This window comes from Streptomyces sp. AJS327 (assembly GCF_013450295.1).
Lineage (GTDB): Bacteria > Actinomycetota > Actinomycetes > Streptomycetales > Streptomycetaceae > Streptomyces.
In genome coordinates this window covers 310,975-329,040 of record NZ_SKBR01000004.1, presented here as the reverse complement: position 1 = coordinate 329,040, position 18,066 = coordinate 310,975, and the positions used below count along the sequence as shown (strand labels likewise).

Sequence of the window (18,066 nt, the reverse complement as noted above, 5' to 3'; positions counted from 1 at the left end):
TCCGTCCTTTCGTCTCGTCCTGCCCCGCCCGCGCCGCTCGTCACGGGTTCGGGCTGGCCTGGTCACGGTTCTCGTCATGCCGTGTCGTGGTCGGCTCGTCATGCCGTGTCGTGGCCGCCCTCCGAGGAGGGCCGTTCCGCCAGTCGTTTGAGCCGGTGGAGCCTGGTCTCCCAGGAACGGCCTATCCGGTCCAGCTCCCGGGCCAGCGCGCCGAGTCGGGCTCCCACGGCGAGGTACACCACCTCGCGCCCGCGCTGTTCGGACTCGACCAGCCCCACCTCGCGCAGGACCTCCAGGTGTTTGCCGATCGCCTGCCGACTCACCGGCAGCACCTTCGCCAGCGCGGACGCCGACATCGGACCCTCCCCGAGCCGGCTGAGGATGTCCCACCGGGTACCGTCACCCAACGCCGAGCACATGACGGGTAGTTGGGCTGACCTCGCCCCGGGGCCCCGCCCGGGCGTCCCCTCGGCCCCCCGCCCGGTCACGCGTCCGGCCGCCCGGTCCGCCCCGCGTCCGGTCCCGGGGCTGGTTCCGGCCCGGGACTCGCGACCGGTTCCGCCCCTGGTTCCGGACCCGATGAGGTCGCGCGTCCCTCAACGAACGCCTTCGCCGTCCCCAACTCGGTTCTCCAGCCCGCCACGTTGCCCTCGCGTCGCCGCAGCCACTCCGCCGGGTCGTCGGAGAGCTGGGAGAATCCGCTCTCCAGGACGCGGAGCGTGACCCCTCCCTCGTCCCGCTCCTCGATCCAGAACTCGACCAGCGTCGAGGGGGTCGACTCACCTCGGTACGGGGTCTCGAACCAGCGGAACGCGGCGTAGCGCGGCTCATCCAACTCCACGGCCTTCAGATGGAACTCGCCCCACGAGGGATGGTGGAGCACGGCCACCCCACCGTCGTCGCGCAGGTCCGGTTCCGGGTCGACGGTGCCGTCGTTGATGAACCAGCCGGGCCGCCGGACGAGTTCCCACACCCGCTCGACGGTGGCGTCGATGTCGATCTGCCGTGCTATGTGGTCGAGTTCGTCCAGTTCCCCGGCGGTGTACCTGGCGTCCGGCACGCGCTGCTCCCTCCGTAGATGTGCAACCAGAGAGTTGCACACCGGGCCACCTCTCGCAACCACCGGGTTGCGGGTGTGTCGCCGCCCACCGGGCCGCTGGGAGTCGCCACGAGAGGTCCCCGACGACCGAATCCGGTAGCGACCGGTTCCGGTGCCGACCGAATCCGGCGCCGGAACCACTCGACCCCCGGCAACCGGACTGCCGAACCAGGGAGTTACCCCCCGCTACCGCCCCCCCGGGGACGGTGCTAGGTTGCCGGGAGCGTCGCGTGCCGGTGGCAGACCGTGCCAGGCATGGAGGCGTGGGATTCGAAGGAGGACGACGATGACACCGTCGACCCCTTCGCCCTCACATGGCTGAGGGCGAGAAGAGCAGGCTGATCGCCTGGAGTAACGAACTGCGCGCCGTGCACGACCGGTTGCGCCACGCGCTGGTGATCGCGGAGGAAGCGGTCGCCTCCGGTGAGTCCGCCGAAGCCGCGACGCGTGACCTGCTGCTGTTCTGCCACGGGTTCTGCACCGCGTTGACCGAGCATCACGAGGGCGAGGACCGGGAGTTGTTCCCCGCCATCGCGGAGGCGCACCCGGAACTGCGGGACACGCTGCGGCATCTGGAACAGGACCACTCGATGATCGCGCACCTGATCGCCGGGATGCGTTCGGCGCTCTCCTCCTCGGCCCCGCCGGGAGATCTGGCGCGGCACCTGGAGGGCATCGGCGCGATCATGGAGAGCCACTTCCGTTACGAGGAACGCGCGTTGCTGACGGTCCTGGAGACGCTCGCGCTCGACGCCGACCCGAAACGCGTACTGGGACCCCTGTGACCACCCCCTCCGCGAGGCTCCGCGACCAGCGGGCTCCTACGCGCTCGCCGCCCGTGCCGGCCCGCCCGCGCTCGCCGACCCGTACTCGCCAGCGCACTCGTCGACGTACTCCCCGCCCGTAGACGTCGGCGGGCCGCGCGGGTACGTCGAACTCGGCGCTGTTCGGCGCTCGTTCGGCGGACCCCGCGCGGCCCGGGAATCGTGGTGGCGGGGGTGGTGGGAAGAGGTGGCGGCGGTGGCTGGTGCCGGTCGGCTTCACCGTCCCGCCGTGCTGGTGGCGATGCGGGTACCCGTTGCCGGACCGGGTTGTTCGGGCGCACGCTGCCTGAGGCGGCGGCTGGTCAGGGCGGGGGGAGGAGGCCGCCGAGGAGGGCGTTGAAGGTCTCGGGCTTTTCCAGGTAGGGGGAGTGCCCGGCGTCGGGGATCTCGTGGATGCCGAGGTCGGCGACATGGCTGAACGCTTCTCGCAGGGCTGCCGGTGGGAAGATCGGGTCGCGTTCTCCGACGATGAGCCCTACCGGCAGGTGCGCCAGATGGTCGGTGGGTATCGGGGTGGCGCTCAGGTCGGCGACCGCGCTGGTGTAGGTCGCGGGGAGGGCTCGGGACCAGAGGTGCAGCGCGGCCGCCCCGGCGGGTTCCTGTTCGATCCAGGTGGGGTCGAAGGCCAGTGAGCTGTAGAACGCGCCGGTGGCCGCGCTCGCCGCGCTGTCGTTGCGGAACCGCTCCAGGCGGGCGGCGATGTCGTCGGTGACGACACCGGCGCTGGTGTCGCACAGGATGACTCCGGCGAACCGGTCCGGGCGGTCCCGCACCGCCAGGGAGGTTCCCCAGCCAGCCATCGACTGGGCGACCATCCACGCCCGGTCGACGCCGCACGCGTCCAGCACCGCGAGCAGGTCCTGCCCGGCCTGGTGGGGGGACGCGGCCTGGCGGGGGTCGCGGGAGTTGCCGAAGCCGCGTTGGTCCCAGACGATGACGCGGTGGTCCCGGGCGAAGTGGGCGACCTGGTGGTGCCAGTTGATGTGGCAGCCCCCGGCGCCGTGGGAGAGGACGACCGCGGTGGTGGCCCCGGTCCGCTCCTCGGGCGCGAGGTCGAGGACGTACAGGTGCGCTCCCGCCGCCGCGGGCACGTGTCGTTCCTGAGCCGTGATGGTCACGGGGATGCCTCCTCACGGGCCGAGGTGCCTATCGGGCCGGGCTTGGGGGTGGTGACGGGCACCTGCTCGTTCAGCTTCGCTTCCAGTTCGTCCATGTCCAGGCCCTTGGTCTCGACGGCGAAGAGCAGGTAGCTCAGGGCCCCGAGGGCGGCGACGACGGCGAAGAGGAGGAAGGCGGGCAGGATGGACGCGTTGCTCGCCTCCGGTTCGACGGCCGTGCCAGCACCGGAGATGAGCACCAGGACCGCGGGGCCGATGATCTTGCCCAGGCCGCCGACGCCGTAGGCGACGCCGGTGCCGGCGGAGCGCATCCGGGTGGGGAAGTGCTCGGCCCAGTACGGCAGTGCCACGGAGAAGGACCCGTCGAGGAAGAACCAGGCGGCGATGAGGAAGACGTAGAAGCCGGAGGTGCCCAGCAGTTCCAGGTCGCGGCCGAGCGCGGTCACGACGAGGAAGACGGTCGCCAGTCCCATGAACGCCGCCCCGGTCATGCGGCGTCCGGTGGTCTCGGACAGCCGGGCGGCCAGGATGCGTCCGAGGAGTCCGGCGACGTTGACCGCGATCATCAGCTTGGCGGCCCCGGCCGGGGTGACGTCCATCTTCATGCCGACCAGTGAGGGGCCCCACAGGACGATCCCGTAGAAGGGCAGCTGCAACGCGAAGCTGCTGAGGATGCCGAAGATCAGGCTGCGGCGGTAGGCGAACAGCTCGCGAAAGCCGGTCTTCTCCGGCGCCTGGTAGTCGGGCACCTGCACCTTGTCCGGGTCGATGCCCAGCACCCATCCGACGGACTCGCGGGCCTCCTTCACCCGGCCCTGCTCCAGCAGCCAGGTGGGCGACTCCTTGACCTGGAAGCGCACGTAGAGGCTGATCACGGCTGGCAGCAGCCCGAGCAGGACCAGCCCGCGCCACCCGAAGGTCGGAGCGAGGTAGGCCGCCGAGAGGGACCCGAGGATCGAGCCCATCGGGATGAACAGCACGACCGCGCCGCCGAGGACGCCGCGCTTGGCGGCGGGCACGAACTCCTGGACCAGGGGAACGTCGACGACGACCAGGCCGCCGACGCCGAGACCGACGACGAACCGCAGGAGGCCCAGGGTGACCCAGTCCCCTTCGGGGACCATGGCCATCGCGCCGGTCGCGACGGAGAAGATCAGCACGGTGGCCATGAAGACCTTCCGCCGGCCGATCCGGTCGGCCAGCCACCCGAAGAACAGGGACCCGATGATCGAGGAGGCCCCGGCGGAGATCAGCAGCAGCCCGGTCTGCCCGGTGGTCAGCCCCCAGGGTTCCGCGATGATGCTGACGACGTAGGCGATGAGGAAGAAGTCGAAGAACTCCAGCATCGTTCCCAGCATCGCCGCCAGGAGCAGACCTCTCTGCTTCCTGTTCAGCGGCGATGCGTCGATCTGCGGGAACGACGCGGCCGCAGCCGCTGCCATCAGTCCGTGGCCGCGCTGGCCAGGCCCTTGCGGCGGTCCACCTGGGGGGTGAAGTCCCCTTCGGTGTTGGCGCGCTCCAGGTAGTCCTCCTCGAAGAAGGCGCGGGGCTGGTCACCGGCGACGGCGACCAGCAGCAGGCTGGGGCTGTCGTCACCGTCGTTGCTGGCCAGGTTGGTGAAGCGGCGCTCCACCCCGGCGGGGACGGAGATCGTGTCCAGCGGACCCAGGTCGACCGAGACATCGTCGTCGTCGTTGCAGGTGAAGCGCCACTGACCGCTGATGACCGTGAAGGTCTCGTTGGTGTCGTGGTCGTGGGACATCACACCGTTACCGGGGGTGCACTCGACGAAGCCGATGTTCAGGCCCTCCGAGACCGGGATCGCCGAGGACTCGGCGGCCTTGGGGCCGACGGGGGAGCTCATGATGCGCCCCTCCTCGTCCTTCGGCGGCTCGTAGCCCAGGACGTTCATCAGGGTGCGCCGGCAGCCCTCGATCTCGCTGTCGGGGAAGCCGCCCTCGTTGCGGGTCAGGTCCTTGAACTTCGCCACGCGGGAGCGCAGCTGCTCGGACGTGAGGTTCTTGGTGCCCATGGTGGGTTACTCCTTCGCTTCGTTGGGAAGTGGCGACAACGCTAGAGCGCCCGCAAGGGGGCCTCAACGGACGAATTCCACGAGGTTCCCCGTTTCTGTTGTTGACTTCTCCAAAAGTGGCTAGCGTCGCGGGTATGGCGCTCGTGGATCTGGCTGCGGCCTGTGACCGGCTGGCGGAGGCGACGTCCTGCCCGGCGGTCCTGGAGGACCCGGAGTACCGGGTGCTGGCGTACTCGGCCGTCCCGGGTCAGGCGGAGGATCCGGCCCGCAGCGCGGCGATCCTGCGCCGCCGCACCCCGGACGCCTGGCTGCGGTGGATCTCGGACCAGACCGGGGCCGCGTCGATCGACGACGGCGCCATCCACGTGGTGGCCGACCCCTGGCCGGGGCTGCGGCGGCGGGCGATCAAGGCTCTCCGGACGGGTGGGGAGCTGGTGGGGTACCTGTGGCTGCTGGAGGGCGAGCGCGGGTTCCCGCCGGACTCCTCCCCGGCGGTGGAGCGGTTCGAGGCGCACGTACTGCCGGTGGTCGCGGCGGACACGACCTCGGAGGTGACCCGGCTGGACTCGCGGATGATCCGCCGGATCGTCGAGGGGGCGCTGTCGGAGAAGGAGAGCGCCGAATTCCTCGGGGTCAGCCCCGGCGGATCGGTGGTGGTGTCCTGCTTCCTGCTCCCCGGTGACGGGTTCACGCCGGTGGCCGACGTCGCGGCCGTCCTGGACGCGGTCCGCACCCGGGACGGGAGCGAGAAGGTGGCGCTGGTCGGCTCGCGCATCGCCCGGTTCGAGCGGCTCGGCGACCGTACGTCGGCCAGCGTCCAGGACGGCGTGGCGGCTGCCGCGCGGAGACTGCAACGGGTCACGCGCGGCCCGGTGTTCGCGGTCAGCAGTCGCCCGGTGACCGTGCCAGCGCTGGCGGGCGGGTGGCGCGAGGTCACCCAGGGGGCTTCCACCCTGCGCAAGCTCTCCCGGGCGGGCCGGTACGCCCCCTTCGACCAGCTGCGGGTCGCGATCGCCCTGGACGTCGTGCAGCAGGCCGTCGCCGCCCACCGGGATCTGTTCGACGCCCTCCTGGAGCCCCTGGCGGCCGCGGACCGGTCCGGCGAGCTGCTGGGAACCCTCGCGACGACGTTGCGGGAGGACGGGTCGGTGTCACGCGCCGCGGCGCAGCTGCGACTGCACCAGAACTCGGTGCGCTACCGCACCGGCAAGATCCGGGAGACCCTCGGCCTGGACCTGGACGAGCCGGGGACACGGCTGGCGCTGCGGCTGGCGACCTCCGGCATGGAGGAGGTCCCCGTCCCGGGCCGGGAGCTGTGAGCCGCGGCTCCTGGTCGCGGGTCGGGCAGCGGGCCAGCCGCGGGTCGTGCTGGTCGCCGGTCTCGCTAGTCGCCGGTCGTGCCGTCGAGGAGTTCGCGGAGGATGTCCAGATGGCCGTTGTGGCGGGCGGTCTCCTCGGTGAGGTGGAGGAGGATCCAGCGCAGGTCGACGTGGAGGCCGTCGCGCACCGTCCGCCGGGCCCGCTCGTCCAGGCTGTGCTCCGCGACCAACTCCCGGTAGCGGGCGGACTGTTCGGCGTACTCATCGAGCAGGCGAGGAAGCGGGACGTCGACGGCGATCCGCATCTCCCGGTCGGGGTCCTCCTCGGTCCAGGGACCCTGGTCGTCCTCGCCGAGGAAGGTCACCTGGAACCAGTGGTACTCGACCCAGCGGAGGTGGCTGACCACCCCACTGAGGGTCATCAGGGGTGAGCCCGGCAGGAGGGCGGTGCGCGCGTGCTCCGCGGAGACGCCCTCGCACTTGGCGCGGACGGTGTCCCGCGCGTAGTCGAGGAAGGTGGTCAGCTGGGTGCGCTCGTCCCAGGCAGGCGGGGTGTCCTCGGTTCTGTTCATCGCCCGCAGCGTCCACGACCCCACGACCGGTGTCCACGCGTTTACCGTCGGGCCCCGGAGGGTGCGGGCCCCAACCCCTGCCCGGCGGCGGTGTGTTCGGCGATGTTCCGGGCGGCCGATGAGTTCCCGTCCCGCGCGGGGTCGTCTCCCGCGTCGGCGAACTCCGGCCGCACGGCGGCGGTGTCCTCGTCCGCTACCCGATGGCGCACGGTCTGATCGACGTGTTGCGGCTGATGACCGTCCCGGTGTTCTCGACGAACTCGCCGCCGCCTACCGGCCGCGGTCCGCACCGCCGTCGTCCTCGTCCGGGCACCGCGTTGGCAGAGGGGGCAGAACCTAGCCGTCGTCCTCGCGGTCGTCCTCGTCGTCCTCGTCCGACATGGCCTGTTCGTGGCTACGGACGACCTTGCCGTCACGGATCTCACCCCGCCAGCCCTCCGGCGGCTCCTCCGCCCCCAGGGACACGTAGCGCTGGAAGTGCTTGAGGTCCAGCCGCAGCCGACGCCCCTGGGCGCGCCAGATGTTGGCCGTCTTCTCGACGAAACCGTCCGGGGTGTACTCCACGACGACCACGATCCGGGTCAGGCCCGGCGCCACGTCGTGGAACGAGACGACGCCCTGGGTGCTCCCCTTCTCACCCTCGGACGACCACACGATGCGCTCGTCGGGGACCTGCTCCCGCACGGTCGCCTGCCAACTCCGGTTGGACGGACCGATCTTGAGCTTCCAGTCGGAGGTCAGCTCGTCGTCCTCCGAGCGCTCGGCCTCGACCACACCCTTCATGAAGCCGCTGAACTCCTCGAACTGTGTCCAGTGGTCGTAGCAGGTCCGCAACGGGACTCCGATGTCGATCACCTCGACGATATTGGTGACCTTCTTGTCCCCCGCTTTGCCCGCACCACCGTCCTCGTCCCCCGAGCCGCCCATTCCCACCACTTCCTTCGCCTTGTGGGTGACGGCCCCCTTCGCCTTCTCCTTGACCTCCTCCTTGAGTTGACCGCCCTGCTTGCCGCTCTCCTCGGAGATGGCCCTCACCGGTGACTCCCCGCTCAGCACCCGGGCACCGGTGCGTGAGACGGCCCCTCCACCGGCCGTCTCGGTGAGCTTGGCGGTCATGTCGGAGATCTTCTCCTCGGCTGAGTCGACCAGGCGACCAGCGCGTGCCTTCGCGTGCCCCATGACCGCGTCGCGGAGCTTGCCGAGGCTCGAACCTCCCCCTCCGCCGTCGTCCCTGCTACCCATCGCCGTCACCTCTCCCGTCCGGAACGCCTGGTTCTGGTGCCGCCGGACAACTCGCTCCCGGTGCCTCCGTCTCCGTCCTCCCGCGACGCGGACGAACGGGACGCGCCCGCACGGGACCCTCCGGAGCGGGACCCCGACGTACGGGACGCGGAACGCCCGGTACTCCGCTGTCCACCCTCCGACGCCCGTCCGCTCCCCGACCGCCCTGCCGACGACCCCACGGACCGCTCGTGTCCCGGGCGTTCCTCCTCGCGTCGGGCGCCGGACGTCCCCCCGCCCGCACGGGCGGGACGCGCGGGTTTGGCTGGACGCGCCGGTCCTGACCGCTCCCGGTCCCGCCGCCGGTCGGCCCGCTCCTCGGACCGCTGCCGACTCCCGGAGCGTGCCGATTCCCCTCGTTCGGCCTCCCCGCTGGATTCACGCCCGGACTTCCGTGGTGCGCGTCCCCGGGATTCCGGCTCGGATTCCGGCTCGGATTCCTGTACGGATCTCCGCTCCGTGCCTTCCGCGCGGTCCGCGTGGTCCTCCCGGTCCCCGTGATCCCCGCCGCTCTCGCGGTCCCCGCCGCCCCCGCCGTCCTCGGAATCCTCAGACCGCTGCGAGCCCAACTCCTCGGAGTCATCCGGCTCCTCGGAATCCGCGGAGCCCCCGGAACCCCCTGAACCCTCGTCCTGGGAACCTTCAGAACCGCTTCGCCGCTTCCCCGCCAGCTCCTTGGTGCGCTCCTGGATGGCCTCCGCCAGCGAGTCCATCCGTCGGGACGCGGACGCCACGAGAGCGGAGCGTCCGGCCGTCAGCAGCTCGCCCCTCAGCTGACCGCCGATCCGGCTGAGCGGTGAACCACCGTCCCGTTCGCCGGAGTCGCCGGAATCCGAACCCCGTTGGGGAACGGCCTTCCCCGACGTCCCGGAGTCGCCATCGTGGGACTTTCCGTGCAGATTCTTGCCCGCGAGGTACATGGCCACCCCCACCGCGACCTTCCCCTTGCGGCTGCGGCCCAGTAGGTAGCCGCCGACCAGACTGGCCGCCAGAGCGGCCGACTTGCTGTCCGTCATGGGTGCGTCCCTGTCTCTCGGGTAGCTCCAGCGCCGGTGGAGCGGGGGCACCGCTCGGACGGCCACTGCGCGGTGGCAGCCGGACCGGCACGGCGGGGTGACGGAGCGCCACCGGAGCGTTGGACTTCGGCGAACGCCGACGGCACGACGGCGCGGGCCGACGCGGTCGGTGCTGCTGGAAGACCACGGTTCTGAGTCTGTGCCCCCGCGGCCGACCCCGCTCGCGGTGTTGGCCCGGACGGGCGTCGGCGCCCACTCACCGTCCCGCCGTCGGGAGGTGCGGCGGAGCGCGCGGTGCGGCGGGTGCGTGGTCGAGGCGAGTGGCTGCGGGGGACGCCGGTCCCGGCCCGGCACCCCGGGTGGCGGACCGGACCGGCGCCGAAGCGACGCCGGAGGGTCGCCACGCGAGCGCCCGGCGAGCGCCCGGCGAACCTCCAGCGATCCCCCTTTCCCCCTCCTCGGTGATTCCCCGACTGATCCCACTCCGGTTGATCCCGGTGATCCCGGTGATCCCGGTGATCCCCAGCGTTTCGCGACTGTTCACGGCGGTCCGCCGTCGGGTACGCCGAGCGCGCTCGGGTGGGGGGCGGCGGTGCTCGAACTGCGGGGTTTCTCCCCGAGTGGAAGAATTGCCACTATCGGGCGTGGGCGATCCACAGCACACCGAACCTCCCGGTTGATGGGCTCCTCCACAACGGGAGGAGCCGAGGGCTCCGCGCTCGTGAAGACGCGTCGAGAACGCTGAGGCACTGAGCACCGTGCCGTGACGAGCCACCGAGGACGGCACCATGGCTGAGAACGAGAACGACTCCCCCGACGACCGGTCCGAGGGCCGAGCCGACGACCGGACCGACGACCGAGGCGGCGGCCGGACGGACGAGCCGCCGCCCATCGGGTCGAGGTCCGAGGAACCCGACGTCCTGCTCGACGTTCCCGATCTCAGGGTCGACGAGATCAATCTCGATCTCGAGGATCTCCGGGCCCGGGTGTCTCTCCAGGCCGAAGTACTCGACCTGTTGAAGCTCAATGTCGGCGCCGATGTCGCGCTGGGCCAGGTCCAGCTGGAGATCAAGGGGGTGGAGGCGCAAGCGCTGCTCAAGGTGCGGCTCGACAACGTGGCGGCGATCATCGACCGGGTCCTGCGGACCGTCGACCGCAATCCCCAGATCCTGGAAGAGGTGACCAGGGGCCTGGGCTCGGCCGCGCAGGAGGTCGGGCGGGGCGCGGGCGGCGCCGCGCAGGAGGTCGGGCGGGGCGCGGGCGGCGCCGTGCGGGAGGTCGGGCAGGGCGCCCGCGGCGCCGTGGAGGACGTCGGGCAGGGCGCGGGCAACGCGGTCAAGGAGGTCGGCGGGGGCGCGAACAGGGCGGTGGAGAACGTGGGCGGGGGCGCTGGCGGAGCGGCACAGAACGTCGGCAAGAGCACGGGCAGGGCGGTGGAGGGCGCCAGTCAGGTCGTCGAGGGCGCCAGCCAGGCGGTCGAGGGCGCGGGCTCCGGGCGGGGAGGCGGGGGCGGCTCGTCCGACGGTGAGGCACCGGAGGAGGCCGAGGCGCCGGAAGAGGGCGAGCGCGAGCGGTCGTCCCGGTCGAACCGCCGGTCCCGCAAGCAGCAGGAGCCGCCCTGAACTCTCGCGGAGTGGTTCGATCCCGACTCCGCGGACATCTCCTTCTCCTCGGTGGTGAAGGCCGACACACTGCGTTTCGGCAGCGAGCCGGAGACCGAGGTGCGGTTCGACGGCAGCCGTGACAGGCGGTCCGTCTCCGGGAGCATCCGGACGAACCTTCCCGAGTCCGTTGAGCCCGGTGTCGAGTACGGCGACGTTCGGGTCGACTACACCCTCACGACCCGTCTCGCCGACGACGCCGGTGACCGGGCCGCGCCCCCTCGCGAAGGGAACGGATCCGAGGAGAACGGGCAGCCCGAGGAGGGCGGATCCGAGAAGAACGGGGCCGAGGAGGGCGGGGTCGAAAGAGGCGGGGACGAAGGGGGCGGGCGGGCGGGTGAGTCCGGCGAGGGTGCGGGCGCGAGTCCGGGAGCGCGCGGCGAGCGGGACACCTGAGCGCCGAGCGCCGGGGCGGGGGCGGCGCGTCCACCGCCGAGCCGGGAGGTGCGGGCCCCAACCCCTGCCCGGCGGCGGTGTGTTCGGCGATGTTCCGGGCGGCCGATGAGTTCTGGTTCCGCGCCGGGTCGTCTCTCACGTCGGCGAACTCCGGCCGCACGGCGGCGGCGTCCTCATCCGCTACCCGATGGCGCACGGCCTGGCCCGAAGGTTCCGTTCGGCAGGGCCCGACGGTTCCGCGCGGCGGGCCGGGTGGGGCCGGGGCGCAGCCGGAGGGCGGAGGGGCGCCGTGGTGTGCTCGGCCGGGAGCATCGCCCTGGACGACGGTCGGCCGGGGCCACGGGGCGGAGCCCCGCGAGGAGGAGAGATGGGCAGGGTCGCGTGGGGTTTCACGTGCTCGATCGACGGTTTCATCGCCGGGCCGGGGCACGACATGAGTTGGATGTCCGTGGCGGAGCCACTGGCGGAGGGCACCACGGAGCGGATGGCGGGCGACGTGGCCGTGATCATCTCCGGCCGGGCCGGGTACGACGCGGCCAAGGCCCAGCGGGACGTGCGCGACGAGCTGACCTCGGAGGCGTACGGCGGCGCGTGGTCGGGAACCGAGTTCGTACTGACCCATCGCCCCGAGGAGTTGGCGGACGATCCCGCGGTCACCCCGCTGAACTGCGATGTGGTGGAGGCGGTTCGGCGGGCCCAGGAGATCGCCGGTGAACGGGACGTGCAGATCATCAGCGCCGACATCGCCCGGCAGGCGCTCGAACACGATCTCGTCGACGAGTTGCAGGTCTTCGTCGCCCCGGTGTTCCTCGGCGACGGTGTCCGGATCTTCGACGTTCCCGGTGGGCGCCGCGTCGACTGGGAGCTGGTCGAGATCTACGAGGACAGCCCACGCAGCTTCGGCCGCGTCTACCGCCCCAAGCAGCACGGACGCTGACGCACGGGCCGGACCGTACGTTCGCCCGGCCACGGGCCCCCGGGCACACGGCCGTCCGGCCATACGCCCTGCCGGTCCGGGCCCGGGGCCGGGGCGCCTTGGGGCCCGCGCGTGAGGCTTCAGCCCCGCCAGCCTCCGGTCAGCACCACCTACGCGCGGGCGCCCGGGGCGCCAGGAGAGTCAGAACCGCCCGGTGTGCCCGGGGCGTCGGTGGCGGCGTGGGCGCGCCACTCGTCCTCCAGGACGCTGAACATCTCGGAGTCCCGCCAGCCGTCCCGGAGCAGCGCGGTGTGGCGCTGCCGCCCCTCCCGGGTCATGCCGAGTCTGCCGAGTATCCGGGACGAGCCGAGGTTGCGCGGGTCGCAGGTGGCGTGGACGCGGTGGAGGCCGAGATCGCCGAAGGCCCGCGCGAGCAGCCGCCGTCCGATCGCCGTGCCGACGCCCCGTCCCCAGACCCGGGGGTGGACCGCGTAGGCGATCTCGCCCTGCCGGTGCTCGTGGCTGCGGACGTGGAGTACGCCCATGCCGACCGCGTCCCCGTCGACGCGCGCCACGTAGGTGAACCTCCGCCGGGGGGTGTGCACCCAGGCGTCGACGGCGGCCGCCACGAACTCCCGTGTCTCCTCCTCGGTGTTCGGCCCCCAGGTCTGGAAGCGGCAGACCTCGGCGAGGGAAGCCCAGGAGTGGACGGCGCGCCAGTCCGTCATCTCGATCCTGCTGAGGGAAACCGACGTTCGCTCCACGGGCCGATGGTGCCAGACGCACCACACGGCGACCGGGGCTCGACCGAGGAGCGTGGCTCGCGGGGCGTCCGGGGAACGAGATCCGTGCGTGCGCCGGGGTGTTCGGGAAGCGGGGCTCGTCGCCGTGCACCCGTTTCCCACACCGTGTCTCCCGGTCACCAGCGGGAGCGGTGGGCGGTCGCCCGCGAGCCCGTCGGGGTCCGCACGCGTGGCCCTAACCTTCCGGTATGTCTTCGCATCTCAGCCGTGGCGCTTCGGGAGCGCTGCGTCGCTTCGCCGGATGGATCGCCCGGGGTTCGGTGGGACACCCGCTGCTGGAGGGGATCGACTACTGGGCGGACCTGCGCGACTCGCCGTCCCAGTTGGAGATCTGTGTCGCGATCTTCGCCAACGTCCTCGAACTGGACGAGGACGGGGAGCCGTTGAACGAGAAGTACGCGGAGCGCCGGGCGGCGGTCTGGCTGTACCGGTACCACACGGGTGAACTCCCGGCTGGGGAGCCGGACTTCGAACCCTGGGAGAGCGCGCTGTACTGAGGACGACGAGCCGGGTGCCGCCGTCGTCGTCGGTGCGTGGGGTGGGCCCCTGATCGCCGGTGCTCGGCGTCGGACCGTGGTCGGGCCCCCTGCCCGGCCGCGGTGCCAGGCTGCCGGGACAGGGGAGTCTCGCCTCGGGAGCGCTTCGCCGCCGGGCGGTGGCCGGGGGACAGGGCCGTGACCACCGGGCACGTACCGCCGGGTCACCGACGTGCGGCGGCTCTCAGGCGGACACGGGGTTCTCCGCCTGCTCGGGGAGTTCGCGGCGATGGCGGAGAGGCGAGAGGAAGACGGGCAGGAAGGCGAGGGCGATGACGGCGGCGCCCGTCCACGCGGTGAGGCGTACCGAGGTGAGCGCGCCGAGTACGCCCGCGATCGCCGCGCCGACGGCGAGGGCGCCGGTGAGCAGGAACCGGAAGGTCGCGTTCATCCGGCCCAGGAGCGGGTCCGGGGTCATGCGCTGGCGGAGGCTGACCCCGAGGACGTTATCCATCCCGATCTTGAACATGGCCAGTAGCCAGCCGGTGCCCGCGAGCCACAGCCACCCGCCGTGGCCGACGAGCGGCACCAGCAGCGCCGCCGGACCCAGACAGAGTCCGGCGATCGCGAGGGTGCGGCCGTGGCCGAGGCGGGTGGCGACCGGACCCGCGCAGCGGGCACCGAGCAGCAAACCGGTACCGCCCGCCGCCCAGAACAGCCCCAACGTGGCGGCGGAGTAGTCGAGTTCGCTGAGGAAGATGAGCGGCAGGACGGTGTTGACGATCTGCGAGCCGACGTTGGCGAGCGCGGCGGTCAGCGCGAGGGCGCGGAGTTCGGCGTTTCCGAGGACGTGTCGGACGCCCTCCCGGATCTGGGCGCGCAGCGGGCTGCCGACCGCGGGAGCGGGTCGGACCGGTGCGCGCCGCAGCCCGGTGAGGCGCAGCGCGGAGGCCAGGTAGCCGAGCGCCGTGCAGGCCATGGCGATGGGGGCGGTGAGCAGCTGGATGAGTCCGCCCCCGGCTCCCCGCCCCGCCACGTTGCCGACGGAGATCAGGCTGACGATCGCGGCGTTCGCGGGGATCAGGCGCTCGCGGCCGACCAGTTGGGGCAGCGCGCTCTGCGCTCCCACGTCGGCGAAGACGGTGGCGAAGCCGGCGAGGAGGACGACGGCGTACAGGTGCGGGAGGGACAGCACGTCGAGCCACCAGGCGAACGGCACGGTGGCGAACGTGCCCGCGCGCACGAGGTCGGCGGCGATCAGTACCCGACGGTGCCGGATCCGGTCCACCCACGCGCCCGCGGGCAGCCCGACCAGGAGGAAGGCGGCGGTGCTGAGCGCGGCCAGGGCGCCGACCTGGCCCGGACCCGCGTCGAGGGCGGCCACGGCGAGGACGGGGACGCCGACGTAGGCGGTGTTGGTGGCGAGTTGGCCGAGCGCGGTGGCGGTGATCAGGACGCGGAAGTCCGGGACCCGCCAGGGGGAGTCGGTACTCATCGCGGCGTCCCCGACCGGCGGCGGCTGGAGGCTGGTTGGTGGTCGGCGTCGGCTCTGCCGCTGGGTGTCCCACGGTGCACGGTGTGGTCCTCTCCTCGGTACCGCGTACTGAGCCTCACCCACCCGACCTGACAGGACAAGCGAATAGTTCTGTAGCTGGCGTTAAGCTCTCCTACATGCTCGATGTGCGACGTATGCAGGTGCTGCGCTCGGTGATCAGTAGCGGTTCGGTCACCGCCGCCGCGGCCAACCTCGGTTACACGCCCTCGGCGGTCAGTCAGCAGATCGCGGCGCTGGAGAAACAGGCGGGTACCGCGCTGCTCGAACGCACCGGCCGTGGGGTGCGGGCGACCGCCGCCGGGCGGCTGCTCAGTGAGCACGCCGAGGTGCTCAGCCGGAACGTGGCCGCGGCCGAGACGGCCCTCGCCGACCTGCGCGAGGGGCGCACCGGGCACCTCTCGATCCGCTACTTCACCTCGGCGGGGGCCGCCCTCGTCGCCCCCGCGCTCGCGCGGCTGCGCGGAGCGCACCCGGGGGTGCGGATCGACCTGGAGCTGGTCGACGACCCCGCCCTGTCACTGTCCGAGGTCGAGCGGGGGCGGGCCGATCTCGCCCTGATCGTCGGTGCCCCGGGTCGGCCCCGGGAGGGCGTCCTGACGCAGCGGCTGGGGGACGACGCGTACGCGGCGGTGCTGCCCGCCGGTCATCCGCTGGCCGACCGGCGGGAGATCGCGCTGGCCGATCTCGCCGCGGAGTCGTGGATCGCCAGCGAACGGCCCGGGCCCTGTCTCGATCCGCTGCTGGACGCCTGTGCGGCGGCGGGCTTCGCCCCCGATTTCGGGGTGCGCAGCGAGGACCACGTGACGGCTCAGGGCTTCGTGGCGGCGGGGCTGGGCGTCGGCGTCATGCCGCACCTGGGGCTGGTCAACCGGCATCCGGACGTCGTGGTGCGGGACATCGGGAGGCCGCGGCCCTTCCGTGCCGTGCACGCGGTCGCGCGGCAGACGTCCCTTGCCCAGCCCGCGCTCGCCGAACTACTCGACGCGCTCAGCGAGTTCGCCTAGATCCAGCACCACGGCGGCCCCCGCGCACGAACTCGCGCTCCCCCGGCACCGATTCGACGCCGCCGGACCGCCGTCGAGCCCTCGCCCCCACGTCCGGTCCCCGGTCAAGCGCCCCGGGTCCCGGGGCCCCGTCCGGTTCGTGGCGGGCGGGGGTCGTAGGATCGGCGGCATGTCTGGTGCTTCTTCCGCCGCGGCCGCTGCCGCCGCCGTGACGAGGCCGCTCCGCTAGCGGCGGAGCGTTCGTCATCACTCACTGATCGCACCGCCGCTTCGTGCAGGTACCGAGCGGCCGTTTCGGCCTGCTCGGACTCCCTTCTGAGCAACGGAGCGCACTGGTGTTTCCCGAATCCTCCGCTCCGCGCCGGGACCCCTCGTCCCGGGCGCGGGCGTGGCTCGTGCTGTGCTGCATGGCCACCCTTCAGTTCCTCGTCGCGGTCGACGTGACCGTGGTCAACATCGCCCTGCCGTCGGTCGGCGCCGACTTCGGCGCGGACGGCCGCCAGCTGACCTGGGTGGTCGTGGGATACACGATCACCGGGGGCGGGCTGCTGATGCTCGGCGGCCGTCTCGGTGACGTACTGGGCAGGCGCCGCGTCCTGCTGCTGGGGACGGGGGTGTTCGGCGCGGCCTCCCTGCTGGCCGGGCTGGCCCCGACGTTCCCGCTGCTCGTGCTGGCGCGCCTGCTCCAGGGGGCGGGCGAGGCCGTCGCGCTGCCCGCGGCGATGGCGGTGATCGTGCTGATGTTCCCCGAAGGGCCGCGCCGTTCCCGGGCGTTGAGCGTGTGGGCGGCGGTGGCCAGCTGCGGGCTGGTCCTCGGCTTCGTGCTGTCCGGGGTGATCACGGAGATGTTCGGCTGGCGGTGGATCTTCCTGATCTCGGTGCCGTTCGTCCTGCTGGTGCTCGTCGCGGTGACGGTCCTCGTCCCGGCCGATCCGCCCGTCGAGCGCGCCCCGCTGGACCTGCCCGGGTCGCTGCTCCTGACCGCCGCTCCCCTGCTGTTCGCGCTCGGGGTCGTCGAGGCGGGCGAGGGACGCGACGGGCTAGTGTGGCTGGCGGCGCTGGCGCTGGCCGGTGCGGTGGCCGCCGCGGTCCTGTTCGCCGCGGCCGAGCGGCGGTCGGCGGCCCCGCTGCTGCCGCTCGCGTTCTTCCGCGCCCGGTCCCGGGTGCTGGCGAACCTGGCGACGGCGCTGCTGAGCGCGGCGCTGTCCACCTCGTTTCTGCTGTTCACCCTGTATCTCCAGGACCGGCTGGGGCTGAGTCCGCTGCGGGCGGGGCTGACGATGCTGCCGCTGGCCGTGGCGCTGATCGCGGCCTCCACGCTGGTGCCGCGGGTGCTGGAGCGCTGGGGCGCCCGGGCCTGTGTCCTGGCCGGGCTCGGCTGCACGGCGCTCGCCATGGCGGCGATCGCGCTGGTGGCCCGGCTGGGGGGCGGCGCCCTCACGGTGGTGCCCGCGATGCTGCTGATCGCGGCGGGCATGGGGCTGGGGATCGTCGGCCTCCAGTACCTCGCGGTGAGCGGGGTGACGGAGGACGACGCGGGCATCGCCTCCGGCGTCCAGCGGGCGGCCGACCAGCTCGGCGGCTCGATGGGCGTCACGCTCTACGTGGGTGTCGGGTTCGCTCCCGCGCTGTCCGGTGCGAACCCGTACCAGCTGAGCGGTCTGCTGGCGGTGCTGGGGCTGGCGGCCGCCGCGGCGGTCGCGCTGCGGATCCCGGCGTCCACCGGATCTCCGGTACCCGGGGAGAGCCCGGGGACGGTGACGGGCGAGACGGCCAGCGAGGCCACGGGAGGAACGGCCGGGTGACGGTCTGACGGGCGGGCCGCGCCCGGCCGTTCGGCCACGGCCGCGGGCCGGGCGCGGGTGCCGCTCCGTCGAACTCCCCCGTGTTCGTGATCGGTTGGCTTCCGCGCGGACCGCCGACCCCTCGACGGGACTGTCGCCCGACGGGACTCGCTGGCCCCCTCAACTCGGCGGGGCCGTCGGCCCGTTCGA

18 protein-coding genes are annotated in these 18,066 nt (G+C 72.5%); 8 read left to right on the top strand and 10 right to left on the bottom strand.

The genetic code is table 11. The annotated features are described in order from the left end of the window. Positions 1 to 98: 98 nt before the first annotated feature. Both E0L36_RS23335 and E0L36_RS23330 read right to left on the bottom strand, forming a co-directional pair. Complete coding sequence (locus tag E0L36_RS23335; RefSeq protein WP_180931252.1) at positions 99 to 419, bottom strand: metalloregulator ArsR/SmtB family transcription factor; 321 nt, start codon at positions 417 to 419, stop codon at positions 99 to 101. 65 nt (positions 420 to 484) lie between these two features. Then, positions 485 to 1,060, bottom strand: coding sequence for an ATPase (locus E0L36_RS23330; protein ID WP_308416890.1), 576 nt, complete (start codon positions 1,058 to 1,060; stop codon positions 485 to 487). 353 nt (positions 1,061 to 1,413) lie between these two features. Between E0L36_RS23330 and E0L36_RS23325 the strand changes: the two genes are divergently transcribed. Continuing rightward, positions 1,414 to 1,884, top strand: a complete 471-nt coding sequence (locus tag E0L36_RS23325) for a hemerythrin domain-containing protein (RefSeq protein WP_180931251.1) — start codon at positions 1,414 to 1,416, stop codon at positions 1,882 to 1,884. A gap of 341 nt (positions 1,885 to 2,225) precedes the next feature. Here the strand turns inward: E0L36_RS23325 and E0L36_RS23320 are convergent, their stop codons facing one another. Genes E0L36_RS23320 through E0L36_RS23310 form a run of 3 tightly spaced genes read right to left on the bottom strand, consistent with a single transcriptional unit; the run spans position 2,226 to position 5,073 of the window. Continuing rightward, a complete protein-coding gene (locus tag E0L36_RS23320) occupies positions 2,226 to 3,041 on the bottom strand; it encodes an alpha/beta fold hydrolase (RefSeq protein ID WP_180931250.1) in 816 nt (271 codons plus the stop codon). After that, positions 3,038 to 4,483 carry an MFS transporter gene (locus E0L36_RS23315; RefSeq protein ID WP_180931249.1) on the bottom strand — a complete coding sequence of 482 codons (1,446 nt, stop codon included), beginning with the start codon at positions 4,481 to 4,483 and terminating at the stop codon, positions 3,038 to 3,040. Before E0L36_RS23315 ends, E0L36_RS23320 begins: the two co-directional genes overlap by 4 nt. Then, positions 4,483 to 5,073 carry a cupin domain-containing protein gene (locus E0L36_RS23310; RefSeq protein WP_180931248.1) on the bottom strand — a complete coding sequence of 197 codons (591 nt, stop codon included), beginning with the start codon at positions 5,071 to 5,073 and terminating at the stop codon, positions 4,483 to 4,485. The genes E0L36_RS23315 and E0L36_RS23310 overlap by 1 nt, the downstream gene beginning before the upstream one ends. A 134-nt stretch (positions 5,074 to 5,207) precedes the next feature. Between E0L36_RS23310 and E0L36_RS23305 the strand changes: the two genes are divergently transcribed. Next, positions 5,208 to 6,392 carry a CdaR family transcriptional regulator gene (locus tag E0L36_RS23305; protein ID WP_180931247.1) on the top strand — a complete coding sequence of 395 codons (1,185 nt, stop codon included), beginning with the start codon at positions 5,208 to 5,210 and terminating at the stop codon, positions 6,390 to 6,392. A gap of 65 nt (positions 6,393 to 6,457) precedes the next feature. On the opposite strand, the gene E0L36_RS23300 is transcribed toward E0L36_RS23305, so the two are convergent. The 3 genes from E0L36_RS23300 to E0L36_RS23290 all read right to left on the bottom strand — a co-directional run bounded on the left by E0L36_RS23300 (position 6,458) and on the right by E0L36_RS23290 (position 8,206). Next, entirely contained in the window at positions 6,458 to 6,964 is a 507-nt protein-coding gene (locus tag E0L36_RS23300) for a DinB family protein (RefSeq protein WP_180931246.1), read from the bottom strand. 41 nt (positions 6,965 to 7,005) lie between these two features. Further along, positions 7,006 to 7,173 (bottom strand): hypothetical protein, encoded by a 168-nt coding sequence (locus tag E0L36_RS23295; protein WP_180931245.1) that lies wholly within the window; start codon positions 7,171 to 7,173, stop codon positions 7,006 to 7,008. A 127-nt stretch (positions 7,174 to 7,300) separates the two neighbouring features. After that, a complete protein-coding gene (locus E0L36_RS23290; RefSeq protein WP_180931244.1) occupies positions 7,301 to 8,206 on the bottom strand; it encodes an SRPBCC family protein in 906 nt (301 codons plus the stop codon). Between the two features lie 1,843 nt (positions 8,207 to 10,049). Between E0L36_RS23290 and E0L36_RS28005 the strand changes: the two genes are divergently transcribed. The 3 genes from E0L36_RS28005 (at position 10,050) to E0L36_RS23275 (ending at position 12,255) form a co-directional block, all read left to right on the top strand. Further along, complete coding sequence (locus E0L36_RS28005; RefSeq protein WP_258016524.1) at positions 10,050 to 10,883, top strand: hypothetical protein; 834 nt, start codon at positions 10,050 to 10,052, stop codon at positions 10,881 to 10,883. Positions 10,884 to 10,937: 54 nt separating this feature from the next. After that, the gene (locus tag E0L36_RS23280) at positions 10,938 to 11,318 is read left to right on the top strand and encodes a hypothetical protein (protein WP_180931243.1); all 381 of its coding nucleotides are present in this window, start codon (positions 10,938 to 10,940) and stop codon (positions 11,316 to 11,318) included. Between the two features lie 367 nt (positions 11,319 to 11,685). Then, positions 11,686 to 12,255: a dihydrofolate reductase family protein gene (locus E0L36_RS23275; RefSeq protein WP_180931242.1), complete on the top strand. Its 570-nt coding sequence runs from the start codon at positions 11,686 to 11,688 to the stop codon at positions 12,253 to 12,255. A gap of 149 nt (positions 12,256 to 12,404) precedes the next feature. Here E0L36_RS23275 and E0L36_RS23270 read toward each other — a convergent pair whose 3' ends face one another. Continuing rightward, entirely contained in the window at positions 12,405 to 12,998 is a 594-nt protein-coding gene (locus tag E0L36_RS23270; protein WP_308416889.1) for a GNAT family protein, read from the bottom strand. Between the two features lie 227 nt (positions 12,999 to 13,225). Between E0L36_RS23270 and E0L36_RS23265 the strand changes: the two genes are divergently transcribed. Then, entirely contained in the window at positions 13,226 to 13,534 is a 309-nt protein-coding gene (locus E0L36_RS23265; protein WP_180931241.1) for a hypothetical protein, read from the top strand. Between the two features lie 223 nt (positions 13,535 to 13,757). Here E0L36_RS23265 and E0L36_RS23260 read toward each other — a convergent pair whose 3' ends face one another. Further along, on the bottom strand, positions 13,758 to 15,008 hold the full coding sequence (locus tag E0L36_RS23260) for an MFS transporter (RefSeq protein WP_180931240.1): 1,251 nt from the start codon (positions 15,006 to 15,008) through the stop codon (positions 13,758 to 13,760). A 176-nt stretch (positions 15,009 to 15,184) separates the two neighbouring features. Here E0L36_RS23260 and E0L36_RS23255 point away from each other — a divergent pair, with 176 nt between their 5' ends. Both E0L36_RS23255 and E0L36_RS23250 read left to right on the top strand, forming a co-directional pair. Then, complete coding sequence (locus E0L36_RS23255) at positions 15,185 to 16,072, top strand: LysR family transcriptional regulator (protein WP_180931239.1); 888 nt, start codon at positions 15,185 to 15,187, stop codon at positions 16,070 to 16,072. 407 nt (positions 16,073 to 16,479) lie between these two features. Further along, a complete protein-coding gene (locus tag E0L36_RS23250; RefSeq protein ID WP_180931662.1) occupies positions 16,480 to 17,877 on the top strand; it encodes an MFS transporter in 1,398 nt (465 codons plus the stop codon). The last annotated feature ends 189 nt before the right edge of the window (positions 17,878 to 18,066 follow it).

Excerpts from the sequence above, each read along its gene's own strand:
- E0L36_RS23265 (WP_180931241.1), top strand. The coding sequence starts at position 13,226 with ATGTCTTCGCATCTCAGCCGTGGCGCTTCGGGAGCGCTGCGTCGCTTC.
- E0L36_RS28005 (WP_258016524.1), top strand. The coding sequence starts at position 10,050 with ATGGCTGAGAACGAGAACGACTCCCCCGACGACCGGTCCGAGGGCCGA.
- E0L36_RS23300 (WP_180931246.1), bottom strand. The coding sequence starts at position 6,964 with ATGAACAGAACCGAGGACACCCCGCCTGCCTGGGACGAGCGCACCCAG.
- E0L36_RS23310 (WP_180931248.1), bottom strand. The coding sequence starts at position 5,073 with ATGGGCACCAAGAACCTCACGTCCGAGCAGCTGCGCTCCCGCGTGGCG.
- E0L36_RS23325 (WP_180931251.1), top strand. The coding sequence starts at position 1,414 with ATGGCTGAGGGCGAGAAGAGCAGGCTGATCGCCTGGAGTAACGAACTG.
- E0L36_RS23275 (WP_180931242.1), top strand. The coding sequence starts at position 11,686 with ATGGGCAGGGTCGCGTGGGGTTTCACGTGCTCGATCGACGGTTTCATC.
- E0L36_RS23335 (WP_180931252.1), bottom strand. The coding sequence starts at position 419 with ATGTGCTCGGCGTTGGGTGACGGTACCCGGTGGGACATCCTCAGCCGG.
- E0L36_RS23255 (WP_180931239.1), top strand. The coding sequence starts at position 15,185 with ATGCTCGATGTGCGACGTATGCAGGTGCTGCGCTCGGTGATCAGTAGC.
- E0L36_RS23260 (WP_180931240.1), bottom strand. The coding sequence starts at position 15,008 with ATGAGTACCGACTCCCCCTGGCGGGTCCCGGACTTCCGCGTCCTGATC.
- E0L36_RS23290 (WP_180931244.1), bottom strand. The coding sequence starts at position 8,206 with ATGGGTAGCAGGGACGACGGCGGAGGGGGAGGTTCGAGCCTCGGCAAG.
- E0L36_RS23315 (WP_180931249.1), bottom strand. The coding sequence starts at position 4,483 with ATGGCAGCGGCTGCGGCCGCGTCGTTCCCGCAGATCGACGCATCGCCG.
- E0L36_RS23250 (WP_180931662.1), top strand. The coding sequence starts at position 16,480 with ATGGCCACCCTTCAGTTCCTCGTCGCGGTCGACGTGACCGTGGTCAAC.
- E0L36_RS23305 (WP_180931247.1), top strand. The coding sequence starts at position 5,208 with ATGGCGCTCGTGGATCTGGCTGCGGCCTGTGACCGGCTGGCGGAGGCG.